Raw genomic sequence first — 16,636 nt, 5'->3', positions numbered from 1 at the left:
CTGTTGTCTTCAAATTTTCTTATTCTATCAGCAACTAATTGAGGAGGTAAATGTAAGTACAATTAATCCTCCTATAAAGGCATAAGTTCCGGGTATTTCACCAGTGAATAAAAATACCCAAAAGGGATTGAGCAGTGGTTCTAATACAGGAATTAGGATTGCTTCAATAGGAGAAATCTGCTTAACAGCTAATGTATAAAATATATAAGAAATTCCTAATTGGAATATTCCTAAGATTAATAATCCCAAAATACTATTTAAGTTTGGAACTGATTGAAAGAAAAAAGGTATAGATATAATAAATGTAATTATATTTCCCAGGAAAGTCATTTCAACAGGAGACCCATCTTTTATAAGTTTTAGAAATATAACAGTTCCAGCCATTGAAATACCGCTGAGTATTGCAATAAAATTTCCTATAATATTGCCAAGTCCTAAATCCCCTATAAAGAATAAAATCATTCCAAGTATGACAAAAATAATTACGGCTAAATCAGATTTTTTAATTTTTTCCTTTAGGAAAACTTTTGAAAATAATAATACCCATATAGGCGCTGTAAACTGTAGAAGTATAGCGTTTGCCGATGTTGTGAGTTTATTAGCAGTAACAAAAAATATGAGAAGGGATGAATACGTGCATGCACCTAGCAGCTTTGTCTTTCCTAAGTGTATTGCTGGCTTTTTTTAGTATAATAACATAACTATTGCTGCTATACCGCTACGCGCTCCAGTAATAGCAATAGGATTCCAATTTACTAATTTAATAAATAGGCCTCCAATACTCCATAAAATTGATGCAATTACAAGATATAATATTGCTTTTTTTTGATACTTTTCCATACTTAACTCCTTTATGTTTGTTGTAATTTTATTAAAACATAGATTAAATAGTGTATATTGAAATTAAATGAGTAATTAATTTACAATTTATTATTCATTAACCATATAATGGAATTATAAGAATTTAGAGTATACAGTACAATCTTTAAAAAAGTATTTTGTACCGGTATAAAAGTGTTAAGATGCTTGAGAAATTAAGATAAATAGAAGGATGCGATTATGAAAAAGAAATATAAAATTATCATACAATATATTGAAGAACTTGCAGAAAGAAATGAGTTAAAGCAAGGGCAAAGGTTACCTCCAATAAGAACTTTGGTTGATAAGTTTGGATGTAATAAATCCACAATAATAAGAGGTTATAAAGAACTTGAAATGAATCATAGAATATACTCTATTCCTAAGAGTGGATATTACCTTGTGGAAAATAATTCTGAAGAGAATGCTGAAAATGACATTATTGATTTTTCTTTAGTAGTGCCTGATTCCAGATTACTTCCGTATAAGGAATTTAATCATTGTATAAATAGAGCGGTTGAGTTATATAAGAATGACTTGTTTATATATGGTGATACTGAAGGATTTAAATCTTTAAGAGCATCATTGGTTAACTTCTTTTCTGAATATCAAATATTCACCTCCATGGACAAAATATGTATTACATCAGGTTCACAACAGGCAATAAGTATTCTTTCAAAAATGTCTTTTCCAAATGGGAAAAAGAATATTTTAGTTGAGCAGCCAACATATAGTTTGATACACAAATTGGTAGAGATGAATGGAGAAAGATTAATAGGAATAAACAGAGATTTTAATGGCATAAATTTGGAAGAACTAGAGAATATATTTAAAAATCAAGATATAAAGTTTTTCTATACAATCCCAAGATTACATAACCCTTTAGGGACAAGTTATTCGGAAAAAGATAAGAGATGTATTGCAGAGTTAGCTGAAAAATATGATGTTTACATTGTTGAAGATGATTATTTAGCTGATTTAGATAAAAACAAAAAATCATTACCAATTTATTATTATGATATATGGGAACGGGTTATATATTTAAAAAGCTTTTCTAAAACATTTATGCCAGGGATAAGGCTAGGAGCAGTAGTACTTCAAGAAAAATTAAAAAGTGAATTTTTGAAACATAAGAGATATTATGATTTGAGTACATCAGCATTAGAACAAGGAGCTTTAGAAATTTATATTAATAGTGGAATGTATAAAAAGCATATTCAAAGAATCCAATTTGCATATATGAAAAAAATGAATTATTTAAAGGACTGCTTAAAAAACATAAATACAGAGGGCGTGGAACTATTTATTCCAGATACAGGATTTTTTATATGGATGCAGTTTACTAAGCATATTGATATGGAAACGCTAAATAAAAGATTAAATGAAAAAATGATTTATATAGCAGAGGGAAAGGCGTTTTTTATAGATAATAGTTCAAGAATAAGCTGTTTTAGATTGTGCATATCTAAACTTACAAAAGACAAGATAAAGTTAGGAATTCAGATATTATTTGAAGAGATACACAAATTGATTTAGTATATTATTAATTTAAGTATCAGAGGAGAACCAAATCCATATAGAGGAGGTTCTCTTAATTTTTGCAGATCATTAATGCATCTTATTTTATTTAAATTGCATCTTAAGCAAAATCTATGGTTTTAATTCATGTTTTCTAATAGAATGAAAATATAAAGAAGCGGAGGTATTGGTTATGAAAATAGTTGTTTTAAATGGGAGTCCGAAGTTTGAGAAAAGTGTTACAATGCAATCAATGAAGTATTTGGAACAAAATTATGAAAAACATGAATTTCAGTATATCCATATTGTTAAGGAAGTAAAAAGTTATGAAAAAGATACTGAAAAATTAAAAGCTTTATGCACAATGGTTCAGGAAGCAGATGCAGTTATATGGGCATTTCCGCTATATCATGCTTTAGTGCATTCTAATTATAAGAGATTTATTGAACTTATATTTGAAAAGAAATTAGAAAGCTATTTTAAGGATAAGTATACTGCTGCATTTTCTACGTCTATTCATTATGCAGATATTCATGCACATAATTATATCAGGGCAATTTCTGAAGATTTAGGCATGAACTATGTGGAATATTTATCTCACGAGATGCAGGATTTAACTAAGGAAAATAGAAGAAAAGAGCTTAAAGTGTTTTTTGAAAATTTACTTGATTTTGCAAATGAAGGTTTAACAACTAGTAAATTGTATAATTCAGTGAGTAAAAGTAACTTTGAATATAGTGCAGGAGCGACAGACAAAGTTATTAATACAAATAAAAAAATAATCATAATTACAGACGCTGCTAAAGAAGATAATAATCTTAATGAGATGATTGACAAATATAAAAGCTTTGTAAAAGGTTCTGTAGAGATCCTTAATCTTAATGAGGTTGATATAAAAGGGGCATGTCTTGGTTGCTGTAAATGTGGAGCTGAAAATAAATGTGTTTATGATGGTAAAGATGGTTATAGGGAGTTTTTAGACCATATCATTAATAATGCAGATATCATAATTTTTGCAGGAAGTATAAAGGATAGATATTTATCTTCACGTTTTAAGCTTATTTATGATAGAAGTTTTCGATATAACCATGTTCCTATATTCAGAGGTAAACACATAGGATATATAATTTCAGGGAAATTAAGTGAAGATCAAAATTTAAGACAGATATTAGAGTTTCATACACAAGGAGGCAATTTAATTGGATTTGTCACTGATGAAGCTGAAGATAACTCTCTTATAGACAATCAAATATATGCTTTTGCTAAAATGAGTATAAATTATTCTGAAAGAAACTATTTTAAGCCTGAAACATTTTTAAATATAGCTGGAAGTAAACTATTCGCAGATGCAATAGAAGGAGGGCTAGGAGCTATTTTCTTAGAAGATTATAAATACTATAAGAAAAATAGGCTAATTAAAAAAGTTCCTTTAAAAGAAAAAGCTCAAGGGAAAGTTATGAGATATCTTATGAAAAGAAAAAAATTCAAGGAGCATGTACAGAAAAATATGGTTGATTTCATGATCACAGGTCATAAAAAGGCACTTGAGAAAGATAGAGGGAAAAATAATGGGTAGTAGTTCAAAAGCGTTTCTCAATGTAACATTAAGTTTTCTGCCACTAATGCTCTTTTGGAGTATTTCGAGTAATTTATGCCTTGTTTTGGGATTTGCTTCTATACTGATGCTTTTTATAAGAGATATAATTAATAAAAATATAGGAATCATGTCGATAGTATTAGTAGCTTATTTTACTATTTCTAATATATTATATTTCTATTTAGGAATTAATTCCATTATGGAATATAAATATTTAACTTCATATACAGTATTAGCTTTAACGGGTTTCATTTCTATTATGATGGGAAGACCTTATACAATGTATGATGCTAGAAGAGGATATGAAAAGGAATTTGGAAAATCTTCTTTATTTATAGAAGTTAATATAGTAATAACAAAAATATGGGCTGTAATTTATTTAATTAATGCTATTATAGAATTATCAGGGCATAATATTATGACTGTTATAATTATGAATGGGCTGGTGATTTTAGGAATTATGCTATCAATTATAATTCCAGGGGTATTGCCTGAAGTTTAAAGTAGGGGATGTGAAGGAAAATAACAAGTAAAAGATGCAATGAGAAGTTCTTATATGCAGCATAACTGCTATTTTTAAGGTGTATATTTTGTGTTAGACAAGGATCTAAAGTTGCAGGCTATTAGTGAGATTTATAGGCGAATTATAGCACAAAATAGACTAGCATACTGATTTGTTATTTTTTTGAACATCCTCGAGAGGATAGAGTTTAAGTTTTTAATATATCCTTGTCAGAAAGGCATTGCTTAAAGTTTAAAGCAAAAGGGGAAATTACATGGAGTTAGATTTAATTTGCAGCGAAAATCTAAAAATAATGCTGGAAGAAATCCTTACAAATCGCAAAATAAAGATTAATGAAAATGCTGATGTATGTTTAATCGAAAAAGGATTTGATTTAAAGAGCGGCAAAATAGGGGTATACTTTGATATAGAAACCATAAATATTTTGATTGGTTATTTAGATTCTATTTCAGGCAGCAAAGAAGAAGCTAAAAATATAATCACAGGAAGATGTGATGAGGATGAGCTTAAAGTATTAAATTATAATGAGATATATTATTTCGAAGCTATGGGAAATGAGGTTTTTTGCATGACCAAGGATAAAAAGTATAAAGTAAAAGAAAAGCTTTATGAACTTGAAGAAAGATTGGAAGCAAAAGGTTTCATAAGAGTAAGTAAATGCTTTGTTGTAAATATAGTGAAAGTAGATAGAATAATTTCATGGTTTAACAGCAAGCTTATATTAAAGCTCATAGATATGGATGAAGAAGTATATGTCACAAGAAAATATCTAAATAACTTTAAGCAATATCTCGGATTGTGAGGTGCGTAAATTATGAAACAGAATTTAAAGGATTTTTTATTTAATCTTATTATATCCATGCTATGTGGTATAGTTGTTGGTATGACTCAGATGATTGTTAAAAATATAAATGTAGGAATTATAGAAGAATTAATTATGTTTTCTATTATTGGAGGAGTTATTGGTACTATTTCTAGATCTGTTTTTATTTATCTGGTTGGAATAAAACAAAAAAGTGCATTACTAGCTTTTGTTTGTGTATTTATAGTAATAGGGGGGATTTCCTGCTTACCATCTATTTACTACTATTTTGTATATAAAAAAATTGCTTCAATTATAGAGCTAATATCTATTTTAATAACTGCAGAGTTTTTGGGGATGAGTTTTTGCTATTATTCATATAAAAGAAATTTAGAATTTAATTCAAAACTTATGAGCAAAAAAAATCAGCTATTAAGAAAAAACTAAATATAAAATTGGGAGAGGTCGCAATATTCTGAGTGAAGTTGCGATCTCTCCAATTTTTTATTTGAAAAGTTGCATTTTATATGTAGATTTGACGTAGTAAATAAAATACATGCTCTTTGGAAGTTGAATAATATGTGATGGATACTACTCAATGGTAAAGTAAACTGATCATTGATCTCGCTTTAAAGGCTAACATAAAAGGTAAAGTATTATTTTTAAAAGTTTGAATTTTTTCAAATGTGGATAATTTAAATTTAAATTCCAAATAATAATTTAAAGATATGTTTATCGTTTTAAAGGAGATTTTTATTTATGAAAAAAATATTTACTTCAATTGTTATTATAAATATTATTGGAATAATAATTGGATTTATGATAGCGCCTAGGGAAACTATAATGGCAAATAGCTCAATAGAAAAAGATAGATTGGAAATGATAAAAGAAAAAGGAATAATAACTATTGCTGCACCATCAAAGGAAATTCCATTCTTTTGGATAAATGCCGAAACAAATAAGATGAGTGGAATTGATGCGGATGTCATAACTGAAATTACACGGCGGCTTGGAATTAATAAGGTTGAAATTAAGGAAGTAACATTTGCAGATTTGTTAAATAAATTTAATGCCGATGATAGCATAGATATAGCAGTTGGTGGAATATTTATAACTCCTGAAAGTGAAAAACTAGTAGCGTTTACTAAGCCATTGTATAAAGAATCAGAAACTGTTATTGTACCAAGATTTTCAAAAATTAATTTTATGAGTGATTTAAAAAATGCAGTAATTGGAGTAGAAAAAGGAACAATATTTGAAGATCTAGCGAAAAAGTGGAAGAAAAATAACTTAATAAAAGATGCATTAAGTTTGGATAGTACAACTGATTTATTTAATGCTATAAGTAGTGGGAAAATTGATGCGGGCTTAGCTGATTCTATTATTATAAACTACTATATAAAGGAAAAAGATCCTTTGCTAAGGCAGTTAAAAGGCTATATTCCTGAGTTACAAGGAGTAATGGGAATAGCAGTTAAAAAAGATGATGTTTTTTTATTAAACGCATTAAATAAAGCAATTAATGATATGAAAGCAGATGGTGCGTTATATTCTATTCTTGTAAAGAATGGATTAGATAAAAATAATATGATTAGTAACTAAGTACATAATTCTAAAATATTATTAAGAAGATATATTCTTAACAATATTTATTCTTCAGAATACTAGAATATATATTCTAATATTCTGAAGAATATGCTTGTATAATGCGGGTTTGAGGATTATTTGCTTGAGAAAGTCCTAGGTTTTTACATAATTTTAAGATGGAAAAACAGATCTTCAGATTAGGAAAGAAAAATCTTTGGGTGATAATAAAATTATAGCGTTTTTTTTATTGGCTAAAATGTAAATCATTAAGATCAAATTCTCATTACTTAGAACATGTAGATGGAAACTTAAAATATATTGATACTTAATTATTGATCATTTTAGTGTAGTTTCTTAACCTCATTTGTATATCTACTTACATATAAAGTATTTTTGTATCGTAGCCAATAATTCGTAAAATACCCTATGGTAACTAAAATGCATAGAAGCATATCAAAACCAATGAGTAGTTGATAGCTCTTACTGATATCAAAGGAAACACCTCCGATTAAGCTACCAATGATCCCGCCTGCTTGATGGAATAGAAGGAGACTTCCAATGAACTTTCCTTTTTCTTTTGTATTCTCGTTAGCAATTAACATTCCTCCTGGTACAGCACCTAGGTAAGTAAATCCGAAGAAGACTGCAAACACAATTGGCGACCATGGCGAATGTACAAACAAAATTATAAACGCTAAGATGCGTATCCCGTATAACAACGACATCGCTGTAAATTTATTGATACGATCCAAAAGATATCCGAAAATAAAGGAACCGATTATTTCCATAATTCCTAAGGTACTCATGGATACGGCAATCAAAGCAGGCTTTACGCTAGACAATTGATAAATAGCCACTAAATTCATTTCTACAGTACCCATATTAAACCCACATGTAAATAATGCAAAACCAATAAATAGAAATAATAACATATGAGGACCTTTGAAAAGCATTTTCACTTTTGGTTGTTTGGATTCTTTTGCTTTCTTCTGTGGATTTTCAGGATTCCGAATAAGAAACTGAATAACTGGCAATGCAACAAAAAGGCTGAGCAGGCAAGAAATAAGAAATGCGTCCTTCCATGTTAACCAAGTGTTCGAGATAAAAATTGGAGTGCAAACGGCGAGACCAATAGATGATGAGCTTGCCAGAAGTGCAGTAGCTTTTGCTCGATGATGCTTAAACCAGTCAAATATTAGAATATATGTGGCAGAGGCTCCTATACCGTAAAAACCTGATATGACTCCATATCCGATAAAAAACAAAGTAGAATTATGCCCCACAAAAACGATACTTGTCCCTAAGATACTAAATATTGTACTTAGTAGCATTAATTTCTTAGGTCCATAGCGGTCCGCAATCCATCCTCCTATTGGGGTGCATAATGCTGCAATTAGTAGGTTGGTTGACCATGCCATAGAAATCAAACTTCTACTTATATTCAAATCTTGAGAAATTTGAACTTGATAAGTAGCCATAATGAAACGCAATAATGCGCCAATAAAGCCGATAATCCACAAAGCAGCCAAGCCGATCCAAGCATACTTACGTTCTTTAAACCATGTGTCGTTCATTTTCTTCACCTCATTTTAATATAATAAAAAGATACTGAACGATATCTTTTTTACTATGTTAACACAACCATTAAGAAAGTGCAAATTTATATTCGTATTTCTGGTGCTTGGAATATTTTTTATTATTTATAATTATATAATTGGCATTTTGGATTAAAAGATCAGGTTCATCCAAGAAATAAACCCCGGCTTGCAATAACTATTTAAATTTTTGGAGATATGCTATAATAATTAAAAAAATAACATGTGCAATGAGGATGAAATTACGAAGAATTACATTCCTTGGAGGATAGATACTATGACTAAAGGAGAAAATACACGCAAGTATATAATTAAGAAATCGGCTGAACTTTTTAACCAGCGAGGTTACGCAGGATCTTCGCTCTCTGATATTACTGAAGTAACTGGAATCAAGAGAGGGGGGATTTATCGTCACTTTGCATGTAAGGATGAGATTGCGCTTGAGGCATATGATTACGCAGTAGGAATTGTTAATGAAAAATTTACCGAAGCTGTGGATAATCAACAGTCAGCGATTGATAAAATTCTAGCTATATTTAGGGTATATGAACAAGTTACGGAACATCCCCCATTTATCGGAGGATGTCCTTTATTGAACACGGCTATTGAAAGTGATGATACTCATCCTGAGTTACGAAAAAAAGCCCAAAAAAGCCTTGAAAGGATGTTGCAATATATTAAGGAAATTCTTTATCAAGGGATACAGAACTGTGAATTAAGGTCAAATCTTGACATCGATGCCCTTGCTACTTTCATTTTTTCAGCCTTAGAAGGTGGTATAATGCTAAGTAAACTTGAGGGTAATGATCGTCATATGCAATTTAATATTGAAAGTTTATCCAAGTATTTAGAACAATTTTCATTACAATCATCTTAGTTCTTTAATTCTAAATTGTAATGTTAGTGAATAAGAATCAGAACCACCGGTTAAGCCGGTGGTTTTTTAGTTCTTGCTTAAGACATGTTATTTTTAACTACAGTAGGTTGTTGAATAAACAGAATTTGTAAAAAATAAATAAGTCATCCCTTTGTGATATAATAATTTCGCGAAAAACCCAAATATATCACATAAGGAATGACTCAAATATGATTATATCATCAAATATTAAAAGTGAAAATGACCATTATAAAATTTTTGAAGCTGTTAAAATTGCATTTGCTAAATTAAATTCGAATATTAAAAGTACTAAAGGGCGACCACGTAAGTATTCAGATGAACAAATAGTTGCATGTATATTATATGGCGTTAAAAGTAGTATTTTCAGTTTAAGAGAGCTTGAATATCGTATAAAGCAAGACTATGTGTTTCAGTCTATAATTCAACTCAATCAAGTACCAGATTATTCTACATTCTCATTAAGAACTAAAATTTTAGAGAAACATATATATTATGGTATTTATGCTATGCTTGTTGAACTTATCAATCCTGAAACTAGACTGTGTGCAATAGATGGAACTGCTTTAAGAAGTTCAAAATACGATAGCGAAGCTAAATCCGGTAAGGGTACCCGCCTTGGATATTATAAAGGTTATAAATTACACTGTATTGCAGCAGTTAGTGATATTATAATTCCTCTAGTTTTTTATTTAACAACAGCTAATGTTTATGATAATCAAGTCTCAGATTTACTATATGAAGCTAAAATTTATAATCCATTTTTAATACTTGCAGATGCAGCATATGATTCATTAGAATGGTTTGAAATTGCTTCTAGCTTAGAATTTAATTTGTTAACTGATATAAATATGCGTAAGGCTAAAAGTATTGAGTCATTTACTGATAAACGATATGAAAATGCTTTGTTTATTCAATCTCCTATTGGATCAAAATTATATAAAAACAGATTGAAAATAGAGCAATTATTCTCTGTATTAAAGGGATTATATAACTTAGAAAACCCAAGGCTTTATGGGCAAGCCCGATACGAACGTCATATAAAATGGGTCTTATTAGCGTACTTAATAGATGAATTTAACAAAAAGCAGCAAGGAATAAAAACTAGAAAATATCCTTGGAATATATAATTTCTAAGAATATTTTCTTAAATAACCATTTGTAAAAATTAGTTATTCAACAACCTATACAGGTATTAGGGGAGGATTAATTAAATTCTCAACATTTAGTCTAGAATGATTATATTTTTTAACAGTGGGAGTTGTGTATTAGGTATTAAAAGTGCTTAATTGAATCTAGGAGTAAGTCTTTAAATTTAAAATTGTTGACATGGAAGAAATAATATTATAATATAATATTACTTCCGAGGAAGAAATGTCGAGGGGGAAATTAATATGGATATCATTAATGAGATTATATTTTCATTAAAGAAAATACAAGAAAATAATGAAATAGATGTTCCTAATATAAAGAATAAACTTACTTTTTCACAAATTCATTGCATTGCAGCTATTGAATATATCGAAGATGCAAATATAACTAAGCTATCACAAGAATTAGGAATGACAACAGGTGCTATAACTAAAATGTGTAAAAAGTTATTAAACGAAGGCTATGTATCGAAGTATCAAAAGGAAGGGAATAATAAAGAAGTATATTATGATTTGACGGAATTAGGATTAAATGTGTGTGAAATTCATAATAGAATTCATGAGAAATCATATAATAAGAAAAAAGATATTATCGCTCAATATAATGATGAGGAGAAAGCTACTATATTAAAATTTTTACATGACATGAATTCAGTGACAAAGGATACGTTTATAGAAATTGCAGAAAAATATATTAAAAGTGATGATTAAATCTAATAAAATGTGAGGAGGACTTTATGAGTAATATTACTGTAGTTAGTTATATTTGGGGTATATTTTGGATTTACTGGATATTAGCAGCGATGAAAACTAGGTCAAATGTAAAGAAAGAATCAAGTGGTCAAAAGAGTATGCCAAGAATATTGCATTTAATGTTTGTAATAATTTCTTATGCTATTACCTTTTTTCAGTTTAAAAATATATTCTTATGGAATAGGATAATACCTAATTATGAATATGTTGAATACATAGGTATCGTAATTTTAGTATTCTCTCTTTTATTTGCAATATGGGCTAGAATAGTATTAGGTAGAAATTGGAGTGGAGCCATTCAGAAAGTAGAGGAGCAAAGATTAGTTCGTAGTGGCCCATATAAATATATAAGAAATCCCATTTATACAGGGATAGTATGTGGCTTTTTTGGAACTTTTCTTACATTTGGAAGTTTAGCTTCTATCATAGGATTTTGTATTATTTTAACTACTTATATTATAAAAATAAATAGGGAACAAAGATTTTTAGTATTAGAATTTGGTAAAGAATATGAGAAATATATAAAAGAATCATGGGCGTTAATTCCATATGTATTCTAAATTTATAATATTTATTACAGCGAGCTTAACTAAGTGAAATTCTTAGGTTTAGTAAAGGTGTCATTATTAGAGACAGCTGTATCCAAGGTAGGTATAAAAATTAGGTTTACAATTACTGTTAATAATTAGACTTTAAAAGATAAGATATTGAGAGATTGTTATTATCTATAGTTCCAAAGTGTTTGTATTATTATATTAGAAAATTTTGAGGAATAGAAAATAAAGTTTAGAGGTGGAATTAGTGTCAATGGTTTATATTTTATTGATTTTTATAGTATTAAAGTTTTTAAGGATACTTAATGGAAAGAATAAAAGAATTAAGTTCCCTAATTTATGGTTGTTACCTATACTACTTATTCTAATGATTGTTGAAGATTATGCAAAAACATTAAGTTTTTCATTGAAAGAGATTATGATAATAATTATTTGTTCAATTATTGGTATAGGAGTGGGAATAATTCGTGGAAGAACATTAAAATATAGTAAGGATGAAGCTAAAGGTGAGGTTTATTATAATGAATCGTACTTAAGCCTTGGAGTCTATGTTTTCCTTATCGTTGTAAAATCGGCTTTTAGATATATTGGCGGAAATATAACTAGCTTTATAGGTATAGGAATTCTCGCATTTGGGTGTGCTTCAATGGTAGGAAGAAGTTTATGGCTATCATATAAGTACTTTAAAATATTAGGGGATGTTCAATAGTTATTTTATGAAATTAGGAGTATCCAGTTCTTGAAATAAACAAATGAGAAATTATGTTTAAGGAAATGTATCAACTAAAGTCAGCTCAGACTAGAAAGTGGGGAACTTTTTATGTAAATGCATTTCTATGATAATATTTTAGACATTGTATGGGAGGATGACTCCAATAATGCATTATTAATATATTCTTAAATTAGAGTTAAGTCAGTAGCGAATCTTTTTTATCCATTTCCCATACTTCGTATATATCTTGGATTTAATCAGAAATCTGTTAAGGTGATTCCAGCAATATGATTTGAAAGCCTATCATGAACAATTTCTGCCATCTTCTCGTCACTCTCTGTCATACCACTTTTGCACCAAATCATCAATACATTAAAAAATCCGCCTGCAATGAATCCAATATTATATTTTTCAAATTCAGGAGAGCAATCCATGGTGCATGTTATAGTTTTTGAGTATATATTAAGAAATTCAATAGATCGTTCAAGTATTAAGTGGGTTAATTTAGACCTTAGTAGGTTTTCAATAAATTTTTGATGTTGTCTAAAATAGTAAAAAAATAAACGTGTCATTTCATAATTACTTATTTCTTTATGATTTAAAAGGGTTGAATACTCTCTAAACATATCGTCTAGATGATCAATAAGGATATCTTCCATTATGCTGTAATTACGATAAAAAGCCATCCGTGATACACCAGCTTTTTGTGATACTTCTGTAATAGATATATTCTTGAAGTCCTTTTTCTCCATTAAAGACATAAGAGCACCTAAAATACTCTCTTTTGTAATCTTATTCTGTTCAGCATTGTATTTATTAGTCATAAACAATATTCCTCCTTTTGTAACAGCTAGCCTATATTCACTTGAATTATTTATGTTATCAAATTATACTATAGTCCATAAGAAGTTACAAGTGAAACATCTGAAAGGAGCGCATTATGAAAATATTTTATTTTACAGGAACTGGCAACAATTTATATGTGGCAAAGAGAATTGGAGGAGAAAGTTATTCTATTCCTAAGTTAATGAAACTAGGACAGTTTGAGTTTGAAGATGAAAAGATTGGTATTGTATTTCCGAGTTATTATGGAGGAGTTCCTGAAATTGTTGAGGAGTTTCTAAATAAAATTAAACTAAAAAGTAAATATATTTTTGCCGTAGTGTCTTTTGGATCTTTTTCAGGAGCAGTCATACCTGAGCTTTTAGAAATTGGAAAAAGAAATCAAATCCAGTTTTCATACATTAATGAAATACTTATGGTTGACAATTACCTTCCGGTGTTTGATATGGCTAAAGAGATAAAAAAAGAGCCAAAGAAAAAGATAGAAGAAAGCCTTGCACAAATAATCAATGATATCAAGGTTAAAAAAGTATATATCAAGAGACATTCGGCAGTTATAAAATGTATTGAAGCAATATTAAAAAATTTTCATTCTAAGACTAAGGCTAACGCTCAATATGATAAGAATTTCTATGTAGAAGATACCTGTAATAGCTGCAAAGTTTGTGAGAAAGTTTGCCCAGTAAATAATATTAATGTAGATACTAAACCTGTTTATAAAGGAAATTGTGAGCAGTGTTTAGCCTGTATTAATCATTGTCCACAGAATGCTATACGACTTAAACAGGAAAAAAGTAGAGCTAGATTTATTAATCAAAATGTTAAATTGAAGGAAATAATAGAGGCAAATAATTGATCCATTTTAATAGGCAAAGGGATGTTTAATTATAAGGGAAAAGTTACCTTGGTTACAGGAGCGTTATCTGGTGTTGGAAAAGCATATGCAGAAGAATTGGCTTCAAAGGGATGCCACGTTATATTAAGAGCAAGATCAAAAGAGAAATTAGATATAAACTCATTTAGTGAAGTGTTTTAGGCAGAAAATTGTAGGCTAGGGTAGGTGCTTTTGCGTTGTGCCAGGTAACTTTTCTTTCCAGCATGTAATGTGCGAAAATATAGGTACGATTAAGTATGTAAATAATTCTTGACCGATCGTTCTCAAAATGCTAATATTAATTCTATAAAGGAGGGAACTTGATGGGACGAAGCAGAGAATTTGATGAAAATGTAGTTCTTCAGAAAGCAATGGAACTATTTTGGAAACAAGGTTACGAAAAGACATCTTTAAATGATTTAGTTGAGCATATGGGAATCCATCGTAGAAGTTTATATGATACCTTCGGTGATAAACACACATTATTCTTAAGAACTGTAGATTTTTATGCAGAATTAATAAAAAATAAAATGCAGGCTGGAATTTCACATGCAAAAACAGCAAAACAAGCTATAAAATTTATCTTTGATTTTACTATAGAAGGATATGAAGATAAACAATGGGGTTGCTTAATTGTAAATTCAGCAACAGAGATGGCTCTTAGGGATAAAGAGATAGAAGAAAAAGTAGAAAAGATATTTATGCAAACAGAACAATTACTTGCTGATCTTGTTCGAAAAGGACAACAGATAGGTGAATTTTCTTGCAAATATGATCCAGAAGTTTTATCAGAAATACTTCAAAATACATTGCTTGGAATTCGTGTGCAGTTAAGAATGTCAGCGAGCAAAGAAAAATTGCATCGTATAGCAGATTTTTTTATGGATTTATTAAATAGCTAATTTCTTTATACTAATTAGAATTGGCGTTCTCAAAACTGTTATGTTCTGCTGAGCACTTTTACATATTAGAAAAGTATAACCACTATTCAAATCAGTAATACAAGAAATTTAGTGAATAAAGAAAATCGAATAATATTGTAGATTTTCTGATTTATTGAATACATAATTTTTTTAGATCAATTAGAATGATTGTTCTCAAAAAGATACTAAGCATGGCTAAAGGAGGTGATAATAGGATATGATACATTTATGGAAATGCACTAGGCATGATTTAAAATGAAAAATTAATGAGGAGAAGCAAGTCTTGGGGAAATTTTTAATGGATCCTAATTAATGAGAAGCAACTAGGTTAAGAAAAAAGTTTTGAAACTAATCCCAATTAAAGAGGGAGAAATAGAAAAACAAATATGTCCACTCAAAAAAACATGATGAGATGTGAAATAAGCAATGACACATGGAAAGTTACAATAATTGTTTTAACATGTATTATAAATCAAATAAAAATTGAGTGTATTCGTATTATTATGCGAGTGCAAAAATTAATAAGGAGTGAATAAAAATGAGTTTAATAACTGTAAGTAAAGAAAAATGTATAAAATGTGGAATGTGCGTGGTGGAATGTCCAACAGGAGTATTAAAACTAGAAGCGGATGGCCCAAAAGAAGTCAATCCTAATGCATGCATAGAATGTGGTCATTGTGTAGCTGTATGTCCAAAAGAGGCTATAGATAATAAGAAATCTCCATTAGCTATGCAAAGTGAGATAGGAGAAATCAAAAAGCTAAATTCAGAAGAAGCAAAGAATTTTATTAGATCACGAAGATCTATTCGTTCATATAAGAATATACCAGTTGAAAGAGAAAAGTTATTGGAACTTGTTGAGGTTGCACATTTGGCACCAACTGCAAGTAATTCACAAGGTATATCATATCTAATAGTAGACGATAAAAAAACAATTCAATTAGCAGTTGAGGAATGCATTAACTGGTTTGAAAATAATGAAACTTTGAGTAAGGTATTAGCAGGAATGATTAGTGGCTACAAGAATACTAAAGTTGACACTATCTTAAGAGATGCACCTAGTATAATTATAACTTTGGCTGATGAAGATTTTCGTAATGGTAGAGAAAATTCAATTCTTTCATTATCGTATCTTGAATTATATGCGCCATCTCTTGGGCTTGGATCATGTTGGGCAGGAGTATTTGAAATTTGTGCTCGTAGTGATAATTCGCCAATGTACAAGATTTTTAACATTCCAGAGAAAAAGAAAATAACAGGAGTTGTAATGGTAGGATATCCTAAACATAGCTTTAAAAGATTCACAGAAAGACAACCGCTATCAGCTTCTTTTTTTGAAAACTAAATTATTAAATAGACCAAATAAGTGAAATTAGTTTTATTTCCTTTGGTTATATTTGTAATTATTCAAAAAGGATAAAAGAGCAATAACAAACTTATTATTGCTCTTT

At 29.3% G+C, this 16,636-nt stretch carries 19 protein-coding genes and 1 pseudogene; 15 read left to right on the top strand and 5 right to left on the bottom strand.

Going from position 1 to position 16,636, the window contains the following annotated elements; all coding sequences use genetic code 11:
• Window positions 1-27 precede the first annotated feature (27 nt).
• The 3 genes and pseudogenes from F3K33_RS26865 to F3K33_RS26855 form a co-directional block, all read right to left on the bottom strand.
• Window positions 28-462 carry an EamA family transporter gene (locus F3K33_RS26865; protein WP_243141316.1) on the bottom strand — a complete coding sequence of 145 codons (435 nt, stop codon included), beginning with the start codon at window positions 460-462 and terminating at the stop codon, window positions 28-30.
• A 45-nt stretch (window positions 463-507) separates the two neighbouring features.
• Window positions 508-573, bottom strand: a pseudogene (locus F3K33_RS26860) (hypothetical protein); the annotation flags it as partial.
• A 111-nt stretch (window positions 574-684) separates the two neighbouring features.
• Window positions 685-840, bottom strand: a complete 156-nt coding sequence (locus F3K33_RS26855) for an EamA family transporter (RefSeq protein ID WP_243141315.1) — start codon at window positions 838-840, stop codon at window positions 685-687.
• A gap of 219 nt (window positions 841-1,059) precedes the next feature.
• Between F3K33_RS26855 and F3K33_RS18635 the strand changes: the two genes are divergently transcribed.
• From F3K33_RS18635 to F3K33_RS18610, 6 genes are all read left to right on the top strand, one after another.
• Complete coding sequence (locus F3K33_RS18635) at window positions 1,060-2,394, top strand: aminotransferase-like domain-containing protein (RefSeq protein WP_023974516.1); 1,335 nt, start codon at window positions 1,060-1,062, stop codon at window positions 2,392-2,394.
• A gap of 175 nt (window positions 2,395-2,569) precedes the next feature.
• Window positions 2,570-3,952, top strand: coding sequence for an NAD(P)H-dependent oxidoreductase (locus tag F3K33_RS18630; protein ID WP_039773823.1), 1,383 nt, complete (start codon window positions 2,570-2,572; stop codon window positions 3,950-3,952).
• Window positions 3,945-4,475 (top strand): hypothetical protein, encoded by a 531-nt coding sequence (locus F3K33_RS18625; protein ID WP_012059822.1) that lies wholly within the window; start codon window positions 3,945-3,947, stop codon window positions 4,473-4,475. The genes F3K33_RS18630 and F3K33_RS18625 overlap by 8 nt, the downstream gene beginning before the upstream one ends.
• Before the next feature lie 274 nt (window positions 4,476-4,749).
• Entirely contained in the window at window positions 4,750-5,298 is a 549-nt protein-coding gene (locus F3K33_RS18620) for a LytTR family DNA-binding domain-containing protein (protein WP_039773824.1), read from the top strand.
• Window positions 5,299-5,310: 12 nt separating this feature from the next.
• Window positions 5,311-5,745, top strand: a complete 435-nt coding sequence (locus tag F3K33_RS18615) for a hypothetical protein (protein ID WP_012059820.1) — start codon at window positions 5,311-5,313, stop codon at window positions 5,743-5,745.
• 312 nt (window positions 5,746-6,057) lie between these two features.
• Window positions 6,058-6,900, top strand: coding sequence for an ABC transporter substrate-binding protein (locus F3K33_RS18610; protein WP_039773825.1), 843 nt, complete (start codon window positions 6,058-6,060; stop codon window positions 6,898-6,900).
• Window positions 6,901-7,226: 326 nt separating this feature from the next.
• Here F3K33_RS18610 and F3K33_RS18605 read toward each other — a convergent pair whose 3' ends face one another.
• Window positions 7,227-8,459: an MFS transporter gene (locus F3K33_RS18605; protein WP_023974200.1), complete on the bottom strand. Its 1,233-nt coding sequence runs from the start codon at window positions 8,457-8,459 to the stop codon at window positions 7,227-7,229.
• A gap of 298 nt (window positions 8,460-8,757) precedes the next feature.
• Between F3K33_RS18605 and F3K33_RS18600 the strand changes: the two genes are divergently transcribed.
• The 5 genes from F3K33_RS18600 (at window position 8,758) to F3K33_RS18580 (ending at window position 12,542) form a co-directional block, all read left to right on the top strand.
• Window positions 8,758-9,357, top strand: coding sequence for a TetR/AcrR family transcriptional regulator (locus F3K33_RS18600; protein ID WP_012059817.1), 600 nt, complete (start codon window positions 8,758-8,760; stop codon window positions 9,355-9,357).
• Window positions 9,358-9,566: 209 nt separating this feature from the next.
• Window positions 9,567-10,505, top strand: coding sequence for a transposase (locus F3K33_RS18595; protein WP_054249135.1), 939 nt, complete (start codon window positions 9,567-9,569; stop codon window positions 10,503-10,505).
• Between the two features lie 264 nt (window positions 10,506-10,769).
• Window positions 10,770-11,237, top strand: a complete 468-nt coding sequence (locus F3K33_RS18590; RefSeq protein WP_012059816.1) for a MarR family transcriptional regulator — start codon at window positions 10,770-10,772, stop codon at window positions 11,235-11,237.
• A gap of 26 nt (window positions 11,238-11,263) precedes the next feature.
• Entirely contained in the window at window positions 11,264-11,839 is a 576-nt protein-coding gene (locus tag F3K33_RS18585) for a methyltransferase family protein (protein WP_023974198.1), read from the top strand.
• A gap of 247 nt (window positions 11,840-12,086) precedes the next feature.
• Window positions 12,087-12,542, top strand: a complete 456-nt coding sequence (locus F3K33_RS18580) for a hypothetical protein (RefSeq protein WP_012059814.1) — start codon at window positions 12,087-12,089, stop codon at window positions 12,540-12,542.
• Between the two features lie 260 nt (window positions 12,543-12,802).
• On the opposite strand, the gene F3K33_RS18575 is transcribed toward F3K33_RS18580, so the two are convergent.
• Window positions 12,803-13,369, bottom strand: coding sequence for a TetR/AcrR family transcriptional regulator (locus tag F3K33_RS18575; RefSeq protein WP_012059813.1), 567 nt, complete (start codon window positions 13,367-13,369; stop codon window positions 12,803-12,805).
• Window positions 13,370-13,485: 116 nt separating this feature from the next.
• Here F3K33_RS18575 and F3K33_RS18570 point away from each other — a divergent pair, with 116 nt between their 5' ends.
• From F3K33_RS18570 to F3K33_RS18555, 4 genes are all read left to right on the top strand, one after another.
• Window positions 13,486-14,244 carry an EFR1 family ferrodoxin gene (locus F3K33_RS18570; RefSeq protein WP_039773898.1) on the top strand — a complete coding sequence of 253 codons (759 nt, stop codon included), beginning with the start codon at window positions 13,486-13,488 and terminating at the stop codon, window positions 14,242-14,244.
• Between the two features lie 21 nt (window positions 14,245-14,265).
• Window positions 14,266-14,424 (top strand): SDR family NAD(P)-dependent oxidoreductase, encoded by a 159-nt coding sequence (locus tag F3K33_RS18565; RefSeq protein WP_084670611.1) that lies wholly within the window; start codon window positions 14,266-14,268, stop codon window positions 14,422-14,424.
• 161 nt (window positions 14,425-14,585) lie between these two features.
• Window positions 14,586-15,164: a TetR/AcrR family transcriptional regulator gene (locus F3K33_RS18560; protein ID WP_039773897.1), complete on the top strand. Its 579-nt coding sequence runs from the start codon at window positions 14,586-14,588 to the stop codon at window positions 15,162-15,164.
• A gap of 559 nt (window positions 15,165-15,723) precedes the next feature.
• The gene (locus tag F3K33_RS18555; protein WP_039773896.1) at window positions 15,724-16,530 is read left to right on the top strand and encodes a nitroreductase family protein; all 807 of its coding nucleotides are present in this window, start codon (window positions 15,724-15,726) and stop codon (window positions 16,528-16,530) included.
• Window positions 16,531-16,636 lie beyond the last annotated feature (106 nt).

It is taken from the genome of Clostridium beijerinckii (assembly GCF_008705175.1).
Lineage (GTDB): Bacteria > Bacillota > Clostridia > Clostridiales > Clostridiaceae > Clostridium > Clostridium beijerinckii.
The sequence above is the reverse complement of the archived record's forward strand: the minus strand, read 5'-3'. Positions and strand labels throughout refer to the sequence as shown.